Annotated in this window: 20 protein-coding genes and 1 tRNA gene; 17 read left to right on the plus strand and 4 right to left on the minus strand. The window is 49.0% G+C overall.

Annotated elements, in window-relative coordinates:
- Positions 1 to 275: hypothetical protein (locus tag BM181_RS09930; protein WP_218150112.1), on the plus strand; the 275-nt coding region annotated here is incomplete at its 5' end.
- Between the two features lie 619 nt (positions 276 to 894).
- Here BM181_RS09930 and BM181_RS15780 read toward each other — a convergent pair.
- Positions 895 to 1,002, minus strand: a complete 108-nt coding sequence (locus BM181_RS15780; RefSeq protein ID WP_371263030.1) for a zinc ribbon domain-containing protein — start codon at positions 1,000 to 1,002, stop codon at positions 895 to 897.
- A gap of 464 nt (positions 1,003 to 1,466) precedes the next feature.
- Between BM181_RS15780 and BM181_RS09945 the strand changes: the two genes are divergently transcribed.
- Both BM181_RS09945 and BM181_RS09950 read left to right on the plus strand, forming a co-directional pair.
- Complete coding sequence (locus tag BM181_RS09945) at positions 1,467 to 1,895, plus strand: hypothetical protein (protein WP_075444540.1); 429 nt, start codon at positions 1,467 to 1,469, stop codon at positions 1,893 to 1,895.
- Between the two features lie 744 nt (positions 1,896 to 2,639).
- Entirely contained in the window at positions 2,640 to 3,881 is a 1,242-nt protein-coding gene (locus BM181_RS09950) for a hypothetical protein (protein WP_075444542.1), read from the plus strand.
- 142 nt (positions 3,882 to 4,023) lie between these two features.
- On the opposite strand, the gene BM181_RS09955 is transcribed toward BM181_RS09950, so the two are convergent.
- Both BM181_RS09955 and BM181_RS09960 read right to left on the minus strand, forming a co-directional pair.
- Positions 4,024 to 4,938 carry a tyrosine-type recombinase/integrase gene (locus BM181_RS09955; protein WP_075444544.1) on the minus strand — a complete coding sequence of 305 codons (915 nt, stop codon included), beginning with the start codon at positions 4,936 to 4,938 and terminating at the stop codon, positions 4,024 to 4,026.
- A 278-nt stretch (positions 4,939 to 5,216) separates the two neighbouring features.
- Positions 5,217 to 5,294: transfer RNA gene (locus BM181_RS09960), tRNA-Arg, on the minus strand.
- Positions 5,295 to 5,557: 263 nt separating this feature from the next.
- Between BM181_RS09960 and BM181_RS09965 the strand changes: the two genes are divergently transcribed.
- The 6 genes from BM181_RS09965 to BM181_RS09990 all read left to right on the plus strand — a co-directional run bounded on the left by BM181_RS09965 (position 5,558) and on the right by BM181_RS09990 (position 10,725).
- Positions 5,558 to 6,172, plus strand: a complete 615-nt coding sequence (locus tag BM181_RS09965; RefSeq protein WP_082336262.1) for a TetR/AcrR family transcriptional regulator — start codon at positions 5,558 to 5,560, stop codon at positions 6,170 to 6,172.
- A 40-nt stretch (positions 6,173 to 6,212) separates the two neighbouring features.
- A complete protein-coding gene (nirJ1, locus tag BM181_RS09970; RefSeq protein WP_075444546.1) occupies positions 6,213 to 7,400 on the plus strand; it encodes a putative heme d1 biosynthesis radical SAM protein NirJ1 in 1,188 nt (395 codons plus the stop codon).
- A gap of 1 nt (position 7,401) precedes the next feature.
- Positions 7,402 to 8,400: a putative heme d1 biosynthesis radical SAM protein NirJ2 gene (gene nirJ2 / locus BM181_RS09975; RefSeq protein ID WP_075444548.1), complete on the plus strand. Its 999-nt coding sequence runs from the start codon at positions 7,402 to 7,404 to the stop codon at positions 8,398 to 8,400.
- Between the two features lie 57 nt (positions 8,401 to 8,457).
- Positions 8,458 to 9,267: a Cof-type HAD-IIB family hydrolase gene (locus tag BM181_RS09980; RefSeq protein WP_075444550.1), complete on the plus strand. Its 810-nt coding sequence runs from the start codon at positions 8,458 to 8,460 to the stop codon at positions 9,265 to 9,267.
- An 80-nt stretch (positions 9,268 to 9,347) separates the two neighbouring features.
- Positions 9,348 to 10,196 (plus strand): histidinol-phosphatase, encoded by an 849-nt coding sequence (locus BM181_RS09985; RefSeq protein WP_075444552.1) that lies wholly within the window; start codon positions 9,348 to 9,350, stop codon positions 10,194 to 10,196.
- A 295-nt stretch (positions 10,197 to 10,491) separates the two neighbouring features.
- Positions 10,492 to 10,725, plus strand: coding sequence for a hypothetical protein (locus BM181_RS09990; protein WP_075444554.1), 234 nt, complete (start codon positions 10,492 to 10,494; stop codon positions 10,723 to 10,725).
- Between the two features lie 65 nt (positions 10,726 to 10,790).
- On the opposite strand, the gene BM181_RS09995 is transcribed toward BM181_RS09990, so the two are convergent.
- Positions 10,791 to 11,366, minus strand: coding sequence for a hypothetical protein (locus tag BM181_RS09995; protein ID WP_075444556.1), 576 nt, complete (start codon positions 11,364 to 11,366; stop codon positions 10,791 to 10,793).
- A gap of 105 nt (positions 11,367 to 11,471) precedes the next feature.
- On the opposite strand from BM181_RS09995, the gene hydF reads away from it, so the two are divergent.
- From hydF to BM181_RS10040, 8 genes are all read left to right on the plus strand, one after another.
- Positions 11,472 to 12,728, plus strand: a complete 1,257-nt coding sequence (hydF, locus tag BM181_RS10000) for a [FeFe] hydrogenase H-cluster maturation GTPase HydF (RefSeq protein ID WP_075444558.1) — start codon at positions 11,472 to 11,474, stop codon at positions 12,726 to 12,728.
- Between the two features lie 44 nt (positions 12,729 to 12,772).
- A complete protein-coding gene (locus tag BM181_RS10005) occupies positions 12,773 to 13,780 on the plus strand; it encodes a hypothetical protein (RefSeq protein ID WP_075444560.1) in 1,008 nt (335 codons plus the stop codon).
- A gap of 143 nt (positions 13,781 to 13,923) precedes the next feature.
- Positions 13,924 to 14,859: a homoserine O-acetyltransferase MetA gene (gene metA, locus BM181_RS10010; RefSeq protein WP_075444562.1), complete on the plus strand. Its 936-nt coding sequence runs from the start codon at positions 13,924 to 13,926 to the stop codon at positions 14,857 to 14,859.
- Between the two features lie 75 nt (positions 14,860 to 14,934).
- Entirely contained in the window at positions 14,935 to 15,573 is a 639-nt protein-coding gene (locus tag BM181_RS10015) for a hypothetical protein (protein ID WP_075444564.1), read from the plus strand.
- Positions 15,574 to 15,588: 15 nt separating this feature from the next.
- Complete coding sequence (locus tag BM181_RS10020) at positions 15,589 to 16,488, plus strand: ROK family protein (RefSeq protein WP_075444566.1); 900 nt, start codon at positions 15,589 to 15,591, stop codon at positions 16,486 to 16,488.
- A gap of 108 nt (positions 16,489 to 16,596) precedes the next feature.
- On the plus strand, positions 16,597 to 17,541 hold the full coding sequence (locus BM181_RS10025; RefSeq protein WP_075444641.1) for an LPP20 family lipoprotein: 945 nt from the start codon (positions 16,597 to 16,599) through the stop codon (positions 17,539 to 17,541).
- Positions 17,542 to 17,665: 124 nt separating this feature from the next.
- Positions 17,666 to 18,382 (plus strand): zinc-ribbon domain-containing protein, encoded by a 717-nt coding sequence (locus BM181_RS10030; RefSeq protein ID WP_075444568.1) that lies wholly within the window; start codon positions 17,666 to 17,668, stop codon positions 18,380 to 18,382.
- Between the two features lie 449 nt (positions 18,383 to 18,831).
- Positions 18,832 to 20,496 (plus strand): ShlB/FhaC/HecB family hemolysin secretion/activation protein, encoded by a 1,665-nt coding sequence (locus tag BM181_RS10040; RefSeq protein WP_075444572.1) that lies wholly within the window; start codon positions 18,832 to 18,834, stop codon positions 20,494 to 20,496.
- The last annotated feature ends 37 nt before the right edge of the window (positions 20,497 to 20,533 follow it).

The following is a 20,533-nucleotide window of genomic DNA, read 5'->3' on the forward strand; positions in this document are numbered from 1 at the left end:
ACAAACTGGACGATATGGAACTGGACATGGTAACTGGTGGGGCAATAAAGCAAGCCTCTCCTACAAGCAATCCTAATCCTGAAAATCCATTTCGTAAACTTATAAAAGGTTTAAAAGACTTATGGAATTGGGATAAAGAAAAACCAATGCCAAAACCGACTCCTTCTGCTCCCCCAAAACCCACCATCGACCCTGAGGAAGCAAGGAGACAGTACATGAAGGAAATGAAGGACATATTGAATAAGCAGAAACCTATCACTGACACCTGGCCTTGACCCTGAAGAACCAGACAGAGGGCATATCATCAGATGTGCTCTCTTTTTTTTGTGTGCAAGGAAATTTCCTCGAATCGGAGAAAGGATTGTCCTGCTAATCTGCCGAACCTGCACGAAAAGGAGTTGATTATCATGGGATTTACCGCATTGTGTGTGCTCGGTCTGTTGTTCTTTGTGGCATGGGCTACTGATGATTGGCAATAATACCCCCGTTTTTCTGCCGTTTTTCCTAGTCTAATAGTCTATTTCTGACACCTCCAGAGCATTGCCCTATGGTTGGTATACCCCTGCTGATTTTAGGTGTCGATTTTCCTGTAAGTTATCATAGTTTGGATTTGCCGTAACGCCCGTAACGCAAAAAAAGCCCCAAAAGCTGCACAGTAACACCCGTCCTGTTATCGTTGGCAACCTTTGAAGCCTTGAAATTGCTAGGCTCACGCCTAAAAATCGTTACAACTGCCACCTTATTGATAATAATTGACAATATTTCTTAATGACATTATGTCTCGATACTGTTTGTAATAATCCGTTTTCCGTTGAACATAATGCTCCATTTCGGACAATCTGATTTACGATATATGAAAATCTTGCCCCACTATAACCTAATAGTATACCTATATCATTTTTTAGAGCGAGTTCTACGCATAAAATATACAGGCATATCCTTACCACAATATCTGCATACTTTTGCTTCTTTCTTTATATGTTCAGCACAAAACGGACACACACGATAATCCTGCTCATAGTCCTTTACCAATAGCGAATGTACCAACGCTATCGGCCATAAAAAGAAAGCATAGACAAACCATAGGCAAGCGATTGGAATGGGAGAGAAGAAATTTCAAAAAAATCCTAAAATCGTCTAATTTGTCACTGCAAATATATATAAATGGGTGAAAAGTCACTGACAATATATATGGGATTGTGTTTTTTATGTTCCTAGTATGTTGGCGGTGATTTTTTTTATAGAGGTTGAGAAGGGAGGTGAAATTATGACACCACAAAACGCGAGCAGGTTAGGTCGCAAGCTATGGCGCAATAGGGCGATGTATGAGCGTAGGCGCAAGTTTGGCGAAGAAGAAAATCGAATCGAGGAACTGAGGAAATCAAGATACAACTATTTTCTTGTGGACAATTTCAGAACACGGCGAGAAAACAAACAGTTAGCGCGAAAAAATAGGAGGTGTTAGAGTGGCGCGATATGCAAATTTAGAGACAGGCGAAATAGAGGAAGGTGAATTAGCACGAAAAGGAGACAGGATAATTAGGAAGGAGTCTTTACAGTACATAAAATTAGGATTGCAATTTGTAAGACTCCACGAATATCCTAAAGAGCTAACCAAAACAGAGCAGAGAGTTATGCACTATGTATTAGACCACAATCATTTAAGAGGGAAGGACAACGCTATACTAACAGGCAATAACCATGAAATAAAAAAAGCTACTGACTTAGGTGTAGCGGCAGGAATTAAGGACAAGAGACAAGGGCGCAAGGCGGTTGAATCGTTAGTAGGAAAAGGGCTTATAGCTAAATATGGCGGTAAATTTCATCTAAATTGGAGAATAGGCACGATTGGACAAGACACTATATTGAAGGAAATCCATAACTTATTTCAATAAACGGGTTCAAACTGTACCGTTTTTTTAGCAAATACGGGTTCGAACTGTACCGCTTTTCAAATTGGTGTATTCCGCATGGCTGTAAGACTGAACAGCATTTTTAGGCGAGTTCGTCTCTCTGTATATTATCTATCTTAACAATTGACGTAATCTAAAACTTATAGCCGTTGTTATCTGCTCAACTTCGTTTCGCACCATTTGCAAGCAAACGGGTTTTTATTATCGAATCGGAAAAATGAGTATAGGACAAAAGGGGAGTGAGGCGTAAGCCGAATTGAGGGAGTGACCGAAGGGAAGGAGCGAAACAATAGGACGGCGTAACCAGTAGACAGGCTGATTACTAGGCGGGGCGTGAACGAATCAGTTACCCCAAGGATAGGCGCGCAATCAAAATATAGCGCTATTACTGGACGGGGTACGGCGCAACAAAGATTAAGCATGGCAACAGGAGAATTCTTCCGATGTGGTAAAAACATAATATGTAACCTCAATGAATCATGAGTAGGTGCTTTAGAGCCACGCATGATTGAACGAAGTGATTTAAGAGAACGCATATTTCCTGTCGAAAATGATATAGATGGAGGGGAGATAGCACCTATACATATATAGCTTTATGAGAACTAATGAATATGATTTTTTAATATGTTGGCATATTGAACACGTATGGCATTTATGATGGGATTGTTATATCGTTGAGATTTTTTGATGTGCTATAGTATTTGGAAATGTAGGAGGAGTGTTTTTATGAAAAGAAAAATAACAATAGATATGGTACGAGAAGAGGCTAGAGAAAGAGGATATGAATTATTGAGTAAGGAGTATATTAATTGTGAAACTTTATTGGCGTTTTATTGTCCTAAAGAAAATCATCGGGAATTCCAACTAACGTATCATAAATTCCATGCTGGCAGAGGATGCCAAAAATGTAGTGAAATAGAGAAATTGAAAAAGATTAGTTTGTCTTATGATAAAGTGAAAGAGTATATTGAATCGAAAGGGTATGAATTACAGGACAAAGTTTATACTAATAATAGGGTTAAATTAAATTTAAAATGTCCAAATCCTAATCATAAACCGTTCAAAATGGCTTATGCACAATTCGCAAGTGGACAGCGGTGCCCTAAATGCTCAGGTGTGAAAAGACATACATTGGGATATGTAAAAAAATATGCTCAAGAGTATGGATATAAAGTGCTATCGAAAAACTATACGAATAATAAACAAAAGTTGGAATTTTTGTGCCCTAAAGGACATTCGTTTCCTATGAGATTTAATGATTTTCAACAAGAGGCTAGGTGTCCGATTTGTAAGGGGAATGATTGTAGTGAACGGCAATCGTATAGCAATGATAAGGTTAAGAAAGAATTTGCAAAAGAAGGATATACGCTTTTGTCTACATATGTGCATAGTCGTGATGAATTGGAGGTGATTTGTCCTAAGGGGCATGAGATTAAAATTAGATATAATGATTTTCAACAAGGTGTTAGATGCGACCAGTGTGTACGAGAAGGGTTAAGGGGGGGGAATAGCCCTAATTGGAAAGGGGGGAGGACTGAACTGTATCATGCATTAAGAGGGTGTGTAGAAAATTGGAAAATAGAGCAATTTCAAGCAGCGGGAAATAGATGCGAACTTACAGGTGAAAAAACTAGCAGAAAAGATGTGTTGAATGTACATCATATAGAGGTTAGCTTTCGAGAAATATTAGATATGGCATTTTTAGAATTGAAGTTACCGATATTAAAAAAACTAAGCGACTATTGTACGGACGAAATAATAGCGATAGAATCAGAGGTGAAAATGCTAAATAAAGAGTTTGCTGTTCCTGTGGTGATGAAAAAAAGTATTCATAGGGCTTTTCATAAGTTTTGTGGTGGCAATGATAAGCCTACTTCTTTTGAACAATTAAAAGAATTTTGCGATATTAACAATTATATTTTCCCGAAAAGATATATAGAGAAGTTGTGTGAAAAACGTCGACAGTAAGCTGATATCTATCAAAAAAATAAAGTGATAAGGGTGTATAGATATTTTTCGATCTGGAGAACGAATAATGATAATTAACAATAGTAAAGCATAAGTGTTGAGGGATAACTTGCGTAGGTGTGATATTTACTGGTAACCAGTTCTACAAGCACCAGTCCAAATTATCTACTGGATTAAACTTGTCATACTGAGTTTGAATTTCCTTTTCGTTCAAGTTCAAATAACGTTTAGTCGTGGTCAAGTCAGAATGCCCCATGATTTTTTGCAAGCTGAATATATCCCCGCCGTTCATTAAGTAGGATTTAGCGAAGGTGTGCCGCCACGTATGGCAGGAAACACGCTCTCCTTGTAACCCTGACTTCTCCTTGATTCGTTTGAATATACTGTTCACCGTTGGTATGGATAACCTTGCACCGTGGATATTCACAAAATAATATTTACTACGGATAAAAAAATTTTTGCTGTCCCTAATCTCTCTGTATTCGCCTAACGCCCTAACCACCTTCCTACCTATTGGAATAATCCTCTGCTTGTCGCCCTTGCCTGTCACCTTAATTATGCCGTTCTCTATATCCACATCGGAAAGGAGTAGCCCGCACAACTCTGATTTTCTTATTCCTGTGCCTAACAACAATGTCAGCATTGCTTTTTCTCTTTTACTGGTAAAGCCGTACCCCTCGCACTGCTTAAACATAGCCTGCACTTCCTGCGCCGTAAAAGTTCTAGGAATTTTCTTTCCCTGCTTTGGTGATTCGATTTCGTCAGCTATACAATTAGGTATATAAGATTTCTTCTTTAAGTACCGATTCCACGCTTTTATGGCTCTGTAACTATCATGTACGGTAACCTTCCTAACCTTCCGATTCGTCAACAACTCATTATAAAGATAACTTTGTAAGTGCTCCGCCGTTACTTCCTGCCAGTCCAACACGCCTAATTCTGCTACATATCGTGCGAAGTCCTTGCACCAATACGCATAATATTTAATTGTGTTCTCGCTCACCAGTTCCCCGCGCTTTGCCAGTAGGAAAATATCCATGCTCCTTCCTAACATCATTTTTCATTCCTCCGATTCGTGTCCGCGTGTACCGTAAATTACTACAAATAATCCACGCTTGTTTTTTTAAGTTTTTTTCTTACCTTTTACAAGTCTTATATAGTCCCCCTCAGAAGGTGCTTGTTTTACCTATACTTGACTTGTGTTTTTGTACCACATCGAAGAAGTTAAGTAGCTCCAGTTGGGAAAGCCGTTGGCGTGAATACGAAAAAAGACCCCTAGTAAGTATACTAGAAGTCTTATAAACAGCCATTTGACGTGGCTATCATATTTCAAAATGGTGACCCAGGAGGGACTCGAACCCCCGACCCTTTGATTCGTAGTCAAATACTCTAATCCAGCTGAGCTACTGAGTCATGGTTGATATTCTGTTTGCTGACCGCTATCGCAATCAACGGATATTATAATATCACTGGCAGGGGGATATGTCAACAGGTTTTTGTGATTTATTTTAAAATTTTTTTCGATTGTTTTCTGGTGGATGCAGTTGTTGGTAAAATTATGAATATAGTTCATTTTTCTCTTTTCAGCGAAATAGTTTTCGATTATAATAAAAGAGAACGATAATATAGAATGAGCATTAATACAAAATGCAGGCATAGTTAGGAGAGCGATGGAGATGGAGGAGAAGATGGGGCGCCGGGAGCGAAAGAAAATGCTCTCTCGCCAGGCCATCCTTGCTGCGGCTGTGGAGCAGTTCAGCCACAAGGGATTCAAGGAGACTTCCGTAGCAGATATCATGAATGCCGCGGATCTGGGCATCGGAACGTTCTACAATTACTTTCAGTCCAAGGAGGAAATCCTTGTCCAGCTGATGCAGGAAATGGTGCGCGAGGTGGCAACGGAGCTGAAGGAATTGCGCGCCCAGAACCGGCCGGCCAGAGATCTCCTGGAGGCTGGCTGCCGCATCACGGCGGCCTTCCTGGACAAGAACCGCTATGTGCTGCCGCTGTTTTTGTCGGCAGCTGACCATTCCGGCCTGCCGGAGGGGAGCGATAAGCAGACGAAGGTTCTCTCGCCAGGGTTCAAGGTGATCTTTGAGCGTATCCTGCGCGAGGGACAGGAAAAGGGCGAGGTGCGCAGTGATGTGCCGGCAGAACTTATCGCGGAGATGTTCCATTCGATTTATCAGGCGGCGGCATTCAGCAAGCTCAATATCTCGTTCCAGGAGAATGTGGCGATGAAGACGCGCCTGCTGCTGGATGGTATCCGTGCGGAGTGCGCCAACGTTTGATTTGTGTGTGATTCAGTGTGATTTAGGAGAGTACGAAATAATGATCAGTGTAACGAAGCTTTTATTTGCCCGCGATTATTTTGGCGATGGCCTGCGGTATACGAAGAATGCCCATACGATGCGCAATGGAGCAGCGGAAGGGATGGGGCCGGTCGTTGTCTGGAATTCCACGAAAACCTGCAATCTCAAATGCATGCATTGCTATATGGGCTCGGATGCGCAGAAATATAAGGACGAGCTGACGACGGCGGAGGCCAAGAAATTCATCGATGATCTGGCAGATTTCCATGTGCCGGTACTGTTGTTTTCGGGCGGTGAGCCGCTGATCCGGCCGGATTTCTTCGAGCTGGCCGAGTACGCGCAGCAGAAAGGCGTGCGTCCGACGCTGTCGACGAATGGCACGTTGATCACCCGTGAAGTTGCGCAGCGCATCAAGGATATCGGCGTGGGATATGTCGGCATTTCCCTGGATGGCCTCAAGGATGTCAACGACAAGTTCCGCGGGGTCGAGGGGGCTTTCGAGAAAGCCATGCAGGGCATCAAGAACTGCGTGGCAGTTGGCCAGCGCGTGGGCCTGCGCTTTACCATCAACCATCACAACATCAAGGAACTCGATAATATCTTTGACTTCATCGAGCGCGAGAACATCAATCGTGTCTGCTTCTATCATCTGGTCTATTCGGGTCGTGGCGAGCACATGGTGGATCAGGATGTGACGGCAGAGGAATCCCGCCGGGCAATGGATACGATCATCCGCCGCACGAAGGATTTCGAGGAGCGCGGTCTTGAGAAGGAAATCCTGACCGTAGACAACCACTGCGATGGCGTCTATATGTATCTCAAGGCACTGGCTGCTGGCGAGGATAAGGTGGCTGAGCAGATCAAGAAGTATATCGCGATGAATGGTGGCAACCGTTCGGGCATCGCGTTTGGCGAGGTCGACCCGCTCGGCTATGTGCATCCGGATCAGTTCACGCAGCACCATACGTTCGGCAATGTGCGTGACCGCAAGTTCGGCGATATCTGGTCGGATGTATCCAATCCCATCATGGCTGGACTCAAAGACCGCAAGCATCTTCTCAAGGGACGCTGTGCCAAGTGCAGATGGCTGGACAACTGCAACGGCAATTTCCGCACGCGGGCTGAGGCAGTCACGGGAGACTTCTGGGAATCTGATCCGTCCTGCTACCTCACGGATGAGGAAATCGGTCTGACGGAGGGCAAGTAAGATGAAAATCATTTCCTGGAATACGACGAATGCCTGCAATATGTACTGTGCGCATTGCTACCGTGATGCGGGCTGCAAGGCTGAGGAAGAGCTGAATACCGAGGAGGCCAAGAAACTCCTGCGTGAGATTGCCAAGGCCGGTTTCAAGATTATGATCTTCTCGGGCGGTGAGCCGTTGACGCGCCCCGATATCTTTGAGCTCGTGAAGTATGCGTCGGATCTGCACTTGATCCCGGTGTTCGGCACGAATGGTACGCTGATCACGCCGGAGGTGGCCAAGAAGCTCACTGAGGCCGGTGCGCGTGGCATGGGCATCTCTCTGGACTCCCTCGACAAGGCAAAGCACGATAAGTTCCGCAGCTTCCCCGGTGGCTGGGATGGCGCGGTGCAAGGTATGAAGAACTGCAAGGCAGTTGGCCTGCCGTTCCAGATCCATATGACAATCATGGATTGGAATCAGGCAGAAATCGAGTCTATGGTTGATTTCGCCGTCGAGCTTGGTGCCAAGGCTGTCCATTTCTTCTTCCTCGTGCCAACGGGGCGAGCTAAGACCATCGAGGAAGAATCGCTGCGGGCAGAGCAGTATGAGAGCGTGCTTACACGCATCATGAAGAAGCAGGAAGAGGTGGACATCGAGCTCAAGCCGACGTGTGCGCCGCAGTTCCTGCGCATTGCCGATCAGCTTGGTGTCAAGAGCCGTTTCCATCGCGGCTGCCTGGCGGGACTGTCCTACTGCATCATCAGCCCGCGAGGCAAGGTGCAGCCGTGCGCCTACCTCAATATGGAGCTCGGTGATGTGCGCGAGACGCCGTTTGATGAGATCTGGGCGAACAATGAGGTGCTCCAGAAACTCCGCACGCTGGATTACAGCGGCGGCTGCGGTACTTGCCAGTACAAGGGTGCCTGTGGCGGCTGCCGGGCACGTGCAGCCTATTATCATGAGGGCGACTATATGTCAGAGGAGCCGTGGTGCCTGTACCATGGCCGACGTGGCGAATAAGCAGGAAACTCCGTGCGGAACATTGTTCTGCACGGAGTTTGTGTCAGGAGGCTGCCGATGATCAGACTGATACTGTCGGATATGGATGGGACATTGCTGGATGACAAGGGGCGCTTGCCCGCAGGTTTTGATGATATGATCCAGCAGCTGCATGCGCGCGGAATCCTCTTTGCGCCGTGCTCCGGGCGCCAGTATCCATCATTGCTGACGCTGTTTGCCCCCTATCAGGAGGAATTCCTGTTCATCGCGGAAAATGGAGCCTTGGCTCAGTATCGGGGCCAGGAGATTGTTTCGTGTGCGCTGGAGCGGCAGCTGGCGGCAGATCTTTTGGCAAGGTTTGCGGCAGATGAGCAGGTCTGCGTCCTGCTCGGGGGCAAGCGGGCCGCTTATCTGCGCCGCAGGAAGATCGATATGCGGCTGCGGGCCGAGCTGGCACGTTATGGCACGCGGTGGGAGCTGGTGGACGATTGGGCGGCAGTGGACGATGAGGTGCTCAAGCTGGCCTTTTTTGTGCCGGAGGGGCGGGCAAAGCAGCGGATCTGCCCGCAGCTCAGGGAATTCGGTGCGCGGGTGCAGATTGCCTATGCGGACGACCGCTGGGTGGATGTCATGGCCCCGGGGGTGAACAAGGGCGCAGCTGTCAAGCAGGTGCAGCACTATCTGGGGCTGGAAGCTGAGGAATGTGTGGCGTTTGGCGATTATGCCAACGATGCGGATATGTTGAAGGCAGTAGCTTATAGTTTTGCTGTGGCAAATGCCCAGCCGGCCATCAGATCCCTGGCACGTTTTGCAGCACCGGCCAATACCGCTGGTGGTGTCATGCAGGCCGTTGGCCGGCTCATCCAGCAGGGACTCTGCGACAAATAAAGAAATGGTGTAAACCTGTAACTTCGTGAGCGGATATGCTACAATGGGGTTGCAGGTTTTTTGATGGGGAGGTTGATACGATGAAGATCGATTACCATATGCATTTTGAGAAGGGGGCCTACGACAAGGATTGGGTGGAAGGTTTCTTCACGGCGGCCAAGGCACGGGGACTGGCGGAAATCGGCATTTCCGAGCATTCGCATACATTTCCGGAATTCAAGGAGCTCTACTATGAGGACCTGGTGCTCGATGATTCGTTCATCGGACGGTTCCAGCAGCAGTGGCTCAAGTCGAACAAATTCAAGTATACGCTCGATGAATATTTTGCCTTCATGGCGGAGCTGCGCAGGACGCATACCGTGCGGACCGGGATTGAGGTCTGCAACTTCCAGGATCAGGGAAAGGTCAGGGATATCCTCAAGGAGTATCCGTTTGACTATGTGATCGGCTCCGTGCACTTCCTGCATGGCTGGGCGTATGATTCGGCGGAGATCAAGGCGGAATGGGAAAATCATCCGCTGGAAGATATCTACGAATGGTATACGGAGGAAATCGAGAAGCTGGCTGCGGCTGGTTTGTATGATGTGCTCGGTCATCCTTTCAATATCCGCCTGTTCAAGTTCCTGCCTGATTTTGATGTGACCCCGTATCTCGAGCGGGCGGTCAAGGCACTCAAGCAAGCGGATATGATTGTCGACGTAAACACGGGGACGCTGTACCGCTATCCGATTGCCGAGATTTCCCCGTATCCGGAGTTCATGCGGCTGGCAGCGAAATATGACCTGCCGATCATCACGACCTCCGATGCCCATAAGCCGGAGGATTGTGGCGCGTATAACCAGGAAGCTGTTGATTACGCGAAGGGATTTGGCTATACAACGACTCTGCAATTGGCGGGGCGGAAACGCAAGGTTATCGAGCTGGATTAAGTTGATAAAGATTGTTTATCGACTATAAAAAATATTCTAACAAATCTATTGACATGATACCTGCGTGGTAGTAGAATAAGAGTACAAAGTGATATCAAAAGTGGATTAAGGATTTTACATATTTTTGTTACGTGAGCTTAAGTTTTTCGTGATAATCAGCGATATAACTTGTAACAGAGGAGCAATGACAGAGGATTGTACTTGCATGATTGGGAATTGGTCGAGATAATGTGGAGGGTTATTTCATCAATTCGATCAATTGCAATCAGGATTTTTGTTACAAGGAGAGATTATCATGAAAGTGCAAATTTATTCTCAGTGGATGGAAGATGTGTTTATTCCCGTCCGCGTAAAACAGTTCACGAAAGCAGCTAAACTGATGGGCCATACCGGTTTTAAAGCTTATGCTGAAAATCATGACGTGGTCGGCCGGACTTTGTCAGACCGCAAATCTGCAGAGTATCAGGCAGTAGCTGAATGGCTCGATAGCCGTGAGATTGATAACAACGTGGCTGAAGGTGTCGCGTAACAAAATATGTAAGAATGGCGTCCCTGTTTTATCGTGCAGGCGGCGCCTTTATTTTATGCCTTTATTCAGTGCAGGTTCTGTGGCGGCTGGGGAACGGTGATGTCGAGCTTGACTTCTTGGACGGCACAGGCTTGTTCACGCATTTGTGCAGAGGTCTTCTGGGCCCAGATCTGCTGGACTTTCTTGCGATAGCCTTCGGGGGAGAGCGGTTTTTGCTGCTGGTGCTTGACGTGCTTGCGCAGGATGCTCATGAATTTCTCGTTTACCTGGACCTCACGCTGGGCCAGCAAGATCTGCAGAGTAGTGTCGACAAGATAGAGATGCAGTACGGAGTCCCGCAGGCTTTTCTCGGTCGGCATGAGTTCGGGCTTGATGCCCGTAAGCGAGAAGGGCGCATCGCCCCAGCCTTCCTTGAAGATGCCGTCAATCTGATAGAGGAAGAACAGCAGACCATCCTGCTCGTAGAGCGCGAGCTCCATCTTGCCCGTGCGGAAGGCTTCCGTGGCGATGACGTCAGTGCGCGAGAGCTGCAGGATGAACATGCTGCCGTTGGCATCAATCTGGAACATGCCGCCATCCTGCTGGCTCTTGATGGGCAGCGGGAAGCGTTCTCCTACTTGGAAGTTCGTATAATCACTCATGGATGAAGACTCCTTTGTTTCTGTTGATGTACCCATACAGTGTATCATATTTTGATGGGGCTGTGCTATACTGAATAAGAAGAAGGACGCAAGGAGTGAGTAGAAATGAGTCTTAATGATACGCCGCGGGCCAACCGGCTGCACATCGGCCTGTTTGGCAAGCGCAATAGTGGCAAGTCGAGTTTGGTCAATGCATTGACGGGGCAGCAGGTGGCAACGGTGTCGGCTGTACCAGGGACGACAACAGATCCGGTTTACAAGGCGATGGAGCTTCATGGCATCGGACCAGTGGTATTCATCGATACGGCCGGTTTCGATGATGTGGGGGAGCTCGGCGCACTGCGTGTGGGCCGGACCGAGCAGGCCGCCAAGGAAACAGATATTGCGCTGGTGCTTTTCAGCGATGAGGATATGGCTGGCGAGTGCGAGTGGATAAAGCGCCTGCAGGCGGCGAAGACACCTGTGGTAGCTGTGGTCAGCCAGGCCGATGTGCGGGCTGATGGTGGGCAGGAGCTATCCCGGAGGATACAGGAACAGACAGGCCTGACGCCGCTGGTGGTGAGTGCTGCGGAAAAGAGCGGCCTGGACGCGCTGCGGGCAGAAATGATCCGCCAGCTGCCAGAGGATTATGCGGCCGAGAGTATCACCGCAGGGCTTTGTGCTGCAGGCGATACAGTCCTGCTGGTCATGCCGCAGGATATACAGGCACCGAAGGGGCGGCTGATCCTGCCGCAGGTACAGACTTTGCGGGAACTGCTGGACAGGCATTGTCATGTGCTCTGCTGCACGACGGATGAGATGGCAGCGACGCTGGCTTTGCTCAAGGAGCCGCCACAGCTCATCATCACGGATTCGCAGGCATTCCGCAGTGTCCATGCACAGAAACCGGCAGCGAGCCGGCTGACGTCATTTTCCGTGCTGTTTGCAGGCTATAAGGGCGATATTGCTTATTTTGCCGCATCGGCCCGCAAGCTGCTGGAGCTTCCGGCTGATGCGCATATCCTGATTGCTGAGGCCTGTACCCACCGGCCGCTGACCGAAGACATCGGCCGGGTGAAGCTGCCGCAGCTGCTGCGCAAGCGCCTGGGCGGGCAGCTGGAGATCACGGTGACAGCAGGCCGCGATTTTCCCGCGGACCTGCGGCAGGCGGGCATTGATTTTGTCATCCATTGCGGGGCGTGCATGTTCAATCGCAAGTATGTACTGAGCCGCGTCGAAGCGTGCCGCAGGCAGGGCGTGCCGATGTCGAACTATGGCATTGCGATTGCGGCGCTGCTGGGCATCCTGGATGATGTGGAGATGCTGGGCGGGGAAAATGACAGGCAGGAAATTTGCCAGTCACACGCAAATACGGTACAATAATACATATTCCGATAAAATTACCGCTGATAAAGAGGTGGATAGCAATGAGAAAAGAAGCAAGGTATATCTTGGGGCTGGGGGCCTGCTCGCTGTGGCTTTTCCTGGCCGCACCGGTGTCGGCTAAGACGGTCGTGCATACGGATCCTGGGACGGCGACGATACGCCTGGCTGCGACGCAGGCAGAGGCACAGCCAGTAAGCAAGCCGGCACCAACGGGCTGGTTTTGGCTGAGCTCCGACGATAATTACAGCAAGTATATCGATTACCAGTCTGTCGTGACGATGCCACGCCGCAGCAAGGCAGGGGAGGCAGCCTATGAGACGGATGTACAGGCCTGGACAAAGACGGAATACAGCTATGAGGGAGCCAAGGAAACCCTGACGGCATATGGTCTGCTGGATAAGATCGGTGATCCGGGGAAACTTGCGTATAGCACGGCATTGCTGTCGATAAACCCGCAGACGCGTCAGGTGTGGTATATGGAGGAACATTTCCATGATAAGACGGGCGCGGTGATCTGGTCGCATGCCAATGATGCGGCTTATCGCAACAACGATGCCAAGGGCAAGGAAATCAACTCGCAGGCCTTTGATGCGGCATTCTATCAGGCTGCCATCGACCGGGCTTTCCCGGGCGCCGGTGAGACGGCACGGGCTGAGGCGAAAGACCGTTGGTACGATATCTTTACGAAACAGACGCCCGATGGCATCCGCTATACGATCGCTGCCGATACGACGACGATGCGCATGGAAAAGAATAACCTGATCTTCTGGAGCTGGCAGGAGACAAAGGATACCGATGGCAAGGTCGTCGATGTCAAGTTCCTCAAGATGGCGATGAACCTGCCAGAGGCTACATTGCTCGTCATCAATGGCACGCATTGGGCACCTCAGACGGGCTGGCAGTCGCTGGAAAATGAGCTCGATGGCCACTACCGCATGATCCCGCCGACCTCGGATGAGTATCAGATGGTCACGGCCTTGCGCGACTATGCCAAGCAGTATGATACGTGGGTCAACCGCTACTATCGCTTATATGCACCGAAAAAATGAAATGGACATGAGCCGGTTCTGCAAGGAACCGGCTTATTTTATTGTAAGACTGTAAATGAATGGCGCCATTTATGGTATAATGGAAAAAGTATGTGCTCAAGTGTAAAGCTTGGGCGAGATTGCGAAACGAAGGAAGTGGTTGAATGCCAATCAAGATACCGAATGCGCTGCCTGCGGCGCATATTCTCGAGAGTGAGAATCTGTTTGTCATGGATGCGGACCGAGCTTATAGCCAGGATATCCGTCCGCTGAAGATATTGATCCTGAACCTGATGCCAATCAAATACATCACGGAGACTCAGCTGCTGCGCCTGCTGGGCAACTCGCCGCTGCAGGTAGAGGTTGACTTCATCTACACGGAGACTTACGTGCCCAGCCATACGCCCAGCGATTATCTCGCGCAGTTCTATGGCACGTTTGATGAGGTGCGCCATAAGAAATACGATGGCATGATCATCACCGGGGCGCCGGTCGAGAACATGAAGTTCGAGGAGGTAGCCTACTGGGATGAGGTTTCCGAGATCATGGAGTGGAGCAAGACGCATGTCTATTCCACCTTCCATATCTGCTGGGGCGCCCAGGCTGGACTCTACTACCATTATGGCATTCCGAAGTATCCGGTACCGGAGAAGATCTTCGGTGTCTTCAAGCATCATACCTGTGTGGCTCATGAGCGCCTGCTGCGTGGTTTTGATGATGAGTTCTATGTGCCGCATTCGCGCCATACGGAGGAGCATAAGGAAGACATCCTGAAGGTGCCTGAGCTTACGATCCTGGCGGAATCGGATGAGGAAGCCGGCCCGTATATCATCGCGAACCTGGCCAAGCGGCAGTTCTTCATCACTGGCCATGCCGAATATGATCCGACGACTCTCAAGCAGGAGTATGACCGCGACCTCAAGGCAGGTATGAACCCGAATATCCCGCAGAACTACTACCCGGATGATGATCCCTCGCGCCCGCCGATTGTCCGCTGGCGCAGTGTGGCACATCTGCTGTTTGCCAACTGGCTCAATTACTACGTCTATCAGGAGACGCCTTATGAGCTGGATGAACTCTACAAGGAGATGGAAGACTGAGTTCATTGTGTTTTCAGCTGATGGTGTTATACTTACTGACATTTGAATGAATCAATTGCTAAAGGGGAAGATTACATGAAGATGCGATGGGGAGCGGGATTGCTCGCGGCAGCGTTGCTGTTTGCCGCAGCTCCGCAAGCAGACGCAGAGGAAACGATTTCGGAGGAAATCTATCAGTGGGTGCAGTCGACGGCCCGTCAGAATTATTATTTCAATAAGCAGCATATCTATTTCGGCAAAGATGAGAAGGGGAATATCAATCTCGATATCCTGACAGTGCCGGTACTCAAGACGTATGATTCCATCCAGATCCAGGATGTCGTCTCCAAGCGCCGCTGGAAAGGCCAGTCGACGGCAGGCTATGGCGATCTGGCAGGCTGTGCGGAGTATCTGCTGTTCCATGTCAAGGAGCAGACCGTGGAGATCGTCAAGCACGAAGACCTCGATAGCGACTGGGGGACTTTGGGCACGACGACGGTGAAGCGCACGGTCAAGATCGCTGACCTGTCCGAAAAGGATGTTGACGCGAAATTCTATCATGCCATCCTCGAGTATGCAGAGCAGCATGGCTCTGAGATCGCTGCCCGCACGGAAAAGGAAAAAGGCGCCAAGCTGACAAAAGAGGCGCAGAAGCAGCTCGAAAAGGGGCAGCAGACGGATAAGGATGGCAAGGATGCCAAGAAGAATAAGAAAGAGCAGAAAAAACGCAGATAAAGTGTGGCGTATAGCATGAAGAATTATGTAGCAATAGATATCGGTGGAACGGCCATCAAATATGGCCTGACCGATGCACAGGGCAATTTCACAGCCAAGAAGAACCGGCCGACACTGGCCCGGGAAGAAGGCGGTGCAGGTATCGTCCGCAAGGTGGTGGAGATTGTCCGCCAGTATCAGGCAGAGATGCCGATCGCCGGTGTGGCTATCGATACGGCGGGCATTGTCAATCCCGTGACGGGCGAGATTGTCTTTGCCGGTGAGACCAGTTTCCCAGGGTACAGCGGGACTCCGCTTGGTAAGCTGGTACGCGAGGCTTGCGGGGTCCCGTGTGTGGTCGAGAATGATGTCAATGCGGCTGCGCTGGGCGAGTATTGGCAAGGTGCTGCCAAGGGCGCGTCGTCGGCTTTCATGATGACGGTCGGCACGGGAATCGGCGGCTGTTTCATCCTTGAGGGCAAGGCCTGGCATGGTGCGGGATTCAGCGCCGGCGAGGCCGGCTTCATGCGCCTGCATGGTGAGCAGCGCATCTTTGAGGAGGCAGCTTCGACACGGGCGATGCTCGTGGAGGCTGCTGCTTCCCATAATGTCTCCCCGGCAGAGCTTACGGGTGAGCAGGTCTTTGCCTGGGCTCTTGCAGGGGATGCCGATGCGGTGCTGGCCATCGAGCACATGGTGGACAACCTCGCAGAGGGAATCGCCAATATCTACTGCCTGCTGAATCCTGAGGTGTTTGTACTCGGTGGCGGTGTCATGGCCCAGCAGGATTATCTGCGCCCGCGGCTGGAGCAGCGGCTGGAGGCGCTGGTGGTTCCAGCCATGCGTACGTCGACCCGGCTCGAATTTGCCCGTTTGGGCAATGATGCAGGTATGGTGGGGGCGTTATACTCTTTGTTGACTTCTACAACTATTTAATCAAATTTAAACCCTGTTTCAAGAGGATTTTAAGAGAATTTGTTTAATATACAGTTAGGTAAATAACTGGAACAAATACCTTTGCAAAGAAATGAGGGGAAGAAAATGATGAGAGTATCCAAACTCATGGCAACTGTTGTTGCTATGACCGCCATCATGGTGCTGTCCATGACGACGGTTTTTGCCGCGTCAAATGACCATGTGGACTGGGACAACAGCGTCATCCGCGCAACGGGCGGCGGCGTAGCACCGTCACGGGCGCGCACGCAGTCGCAGGCCCGTATGATGGCTCGCCGGGCGGCTATCGTCGATGCCTACCGCCAGTTGGCTGAGTATGTTGGTGGTGTCAACATCGACTCGGAGACGACGGTGGAGATGGCTGAGGTGACGAGCGATGTCATCCGCACGAAAGTCAATGCCACGATCCGCGGTGCCCGGATCGTCAGCGAGAGCGTGACGAGTGACGGCGGCTACGAAGTCACGATGGAGGTGCCGATGTTCGGCGTATCTTCGTCGCTGGCAAGCGCTGTCATGGAGCGTCCGTCAGCAGTGGAGACGTTCCCTGAGCCGGTGCCCTCGGTAGCTCCGTCCATGCCGTCGTCGGTCCATATCGATATCAATGTGGGAACAGGGACGACGACGCCTGGCACGAATACGGGTACGACTGGCTCGGCAGCATCGTCCAAGGGTTCGTCGGCAGCCTCGGCACCGTCAGGACGTGCCATCGGCGGCTATACGGGTCTCATCGTTGACTGCCGTGGCCTGGGACTCAAGCCTGTCATGAGCCCGGTCATCAAGAATGAGAGCGGCCAGCCGATCTACGGTTACAAGAACCTCGACTATGACAAGGTCGTTGCCAATGGTATGGTCGGCTATACGACGGATATGAACCGCGCTGCCCGCGCAGGCAGCAATCCGCTCGTCGTCCGGGCCGTATCGCTCGACAACCACAATGGCAATCCCATCCTCTCGACGGCAGATGCCAACCGCGTATTGATCGAGAATGGGGCAACCCATTTCCTCGATGCGACGAATGTCGTATTCCTGCGTTAAAATGAGGAATATGGAATAACAGCATATATTTGAGCGGCAATGTAGAACTTACATTGCCGTTTTTTATGTAGAAGAAGGAGGTCAGGGGAGAAAACGCGAATGAATATAATAGCATGATTAAAAAATGATAGCGAATTATTGTAAAATGTGTGGTACGAAATTGCAACCTGGGAATAAATTTTGTATGAAATGTGGAACACCAGTGCAAGAGCAAATGGCTGTGCAACAGACAGCAATGAAAGATCTTCAAGCCACGAGAAGCCCAAATCATGGCAATAATCTTGTAGGTATGGCGTTGATTGCAGCGGTGTTGTTATTCATCGGTGCTGGGGGGTATTATTTACATACGCAATCGATGGCGGGCGATATAGAAAAAACTGCGATTGTTGATAAGACAACTGCTAATGATATGAGCAAGGGGCATCAGAAAAATCAATCAGCCATGGTATCGGCAGCGAAAGGGGATAGTTTAGAGGAATTCGTGCGGGAAAAAGATATGCTTGATACGGATATTGGTACGACAGCAAATCGTGTCAATGAATATTTGGCTAATCATTCGAGCTTTCGAGGTTATGATGGTTTGAAAAATGATGTACGTAATTTAGTGGAGCGAGCAAATCAAGCTCGTGTACGTTTGGATTCTACAGCGGCAGCAGATTCGAAGAAAAAGCAGGCATTACTGGAGTTGTTTTCGCTGGAGGAAGATAGGGCGCGTGGTTTATATAAAGGAATTGTTGATAATCAAAATGGTGGTGATTACAGCGCAGGATTTAAACAGGGGACACAGGCTTCCTATGCGTTTGATTCAGCGAATAGCAAGTTCAATGTTAGTTTTCGGTAATGGAGATATCCTATAAGGAAAAAGAATAGTATGTTCTGTTTAAGATACAACGAAAGGGAGCTGTTGCATGTTTCGATGCAACAGCTCCCCTTCGTTGTAGATATAATGTATGAAGCGTTATTTATATTTTGTAATAGAACGAATCTCTATAGATATAAGATGATTTTCCTAGAAAGGAATTATATTGAGGTAGTAGGCTGGACTTTAGAATCATAATCATAGCCTTTTATTGGCATGACGATGATACTTTTTCGTAGCAGGAGTAAGACAATATATTGTCGAATATAAATTTGATTAGCCTTATTGTATCCTTTGACCTTGGAAGCGATACTTGGGAAAGGCGTCTTCTGTAAGAAATTTAAGAATTAAACCCATTGTTTCGATATAATTATATATGGGAAATATTATATGATTACGAAATGATATGGGAATAGATGGGAGCTATGTAGATGAAATCGTTCAAATCGTTGGGGGTATCTCTTGTTGTGGGGATTTTGGCAGGGAGTTATGCGATGCCTGCCGCAGAAGCTGAAATGGGACCAGATGTTGCTGGTATTCAGCTGGAAAAAGACCGCAGGGATATGGAACGGGAGCGTGTGCGGGAACAGATAGCAGAGGATGAAGCTGCGAAGAATAAAAAGGTGGAGCAGGAAAAAAAGAGCCAGGAAGCAGAAGCAGAAATAGCAATTAACTTCGAACTCAGGCAGGTAACGTATAATTCCTCGGAAATCCTTACCCCCGAAGAAATTCATGCGGTAACGGCAGAGTATATCGGCCGTAAAGTTACCGTAAAGGATTTGCAAGCGATGGCAGAGAAAATCACGGCGCTTTATCAGCAAAAGGGGTATATGACTTGTGGGGCGGTACTGCCGCCGCAGCGTATTCATGAGGGCGTAGTTGAAATTCGTCTCATAGAGGGAAAAACAGGCGGGATTACTATCACAGGAAACCAGCATACCAGAGCGGGATATATCACAGACCGACTGGGGCTGAAGTCTGGAGAAGTTACTAATACGGATAAGTTGAATCGTGATTTGCGCTGGTTTCACGGTACCAACGATGTTCAGCTGCGGGTAGTGGTAAAGCCTGGAAAGCAGGAGGGGACTACCGACTATGAGATCATAGCCTTTGAGCCACAGAACCAGACGGTTACGCTCTATATGGATAATGATGGCTATGACAGCAGCGGGCGCTGGCGGCAGGGAATATTCTACACACTGCGGAGCCTGACTGGTAGCCGTGATGTTTTACGGGCCACGTTCCTTCGCAGTCAGGGAACCAGGGCCTGGTCGCTAGGATATAGTGTTCCTATCTCGCAGAAGGGGATGCGGCTTGAGCTGGATTATTCGGCCAATAAGACGGAAGTGACGAATGGGGAGTTAAAACCTTTCGGTGTAGAAGGTAAGTCAACCTCTTATTCGCTGACTTGGCGTGTGCCGTTTCAGATTACGGAACATTCTCGTCATGAGGCAGGTCTTCAGTATGCACACCAAACTGCCAAAACGGAAGCGGGACATGGAACAAAATCAATAGTTCCCTGGGTCGATGATAAGATACAGCGGATTATCCCCTATGTTTCCTTTACCCATTATGGCGACAACAGTGTATTCTATCATAAACATTCTTTCGTCTTTTCACGCAGCAGCGAACTTGATGGCAAATCGGATACGGCAAGGATATACCGGCTGAATTCCTTTTGGCAGAAGCGCTACCATGGCGGTCAATTCTTGCAGGCGCGTCTGGATGGCCAGTGGAGTTCGAGCAGCTTTCTGACAGCATCGTCGAATCGCTTCTTTATCGGCGGCGTCAATAGCGTCAGGGGCTATGAAGAGGGATTCATTGGCGGTGAACGGGGCTTGTCGGCAGGCGTGGAATATCATATTCCCTTAGATAAGGCAAGGTATTTTTCTGTGTTTCCTTTCTTTGATTGGGGAACGGTGGCGGGCGATACAGCGCCTGAGCATCGTACCTTGATGAGTGCAGGTTTTGGCTTTGAGGAGAGGTATAGAAATTGTTATAGTACCTTGACTGTGGGGTTCCCTTTGAAAAAAGATTTTTATGAAAAACGTCAGGACAGCGCACGGATCGATTTCAGTGTAGCGGCTACATTCTGAGTGAGTTGCAAGGCTTTTGCTGCCCTGATAATGCAAG

Source organism: Pseudoselenomonas ruminantium (genome assembly GCF_900113715.1).
In the GTDB taxonomy this organism is placed as follows: domain Bacteria; phylum Bacillota; class Negativicutes; order Selenomonadales; family Selenomonadaceae; genus Selenomonas_A; species Selenomonas_A caprae.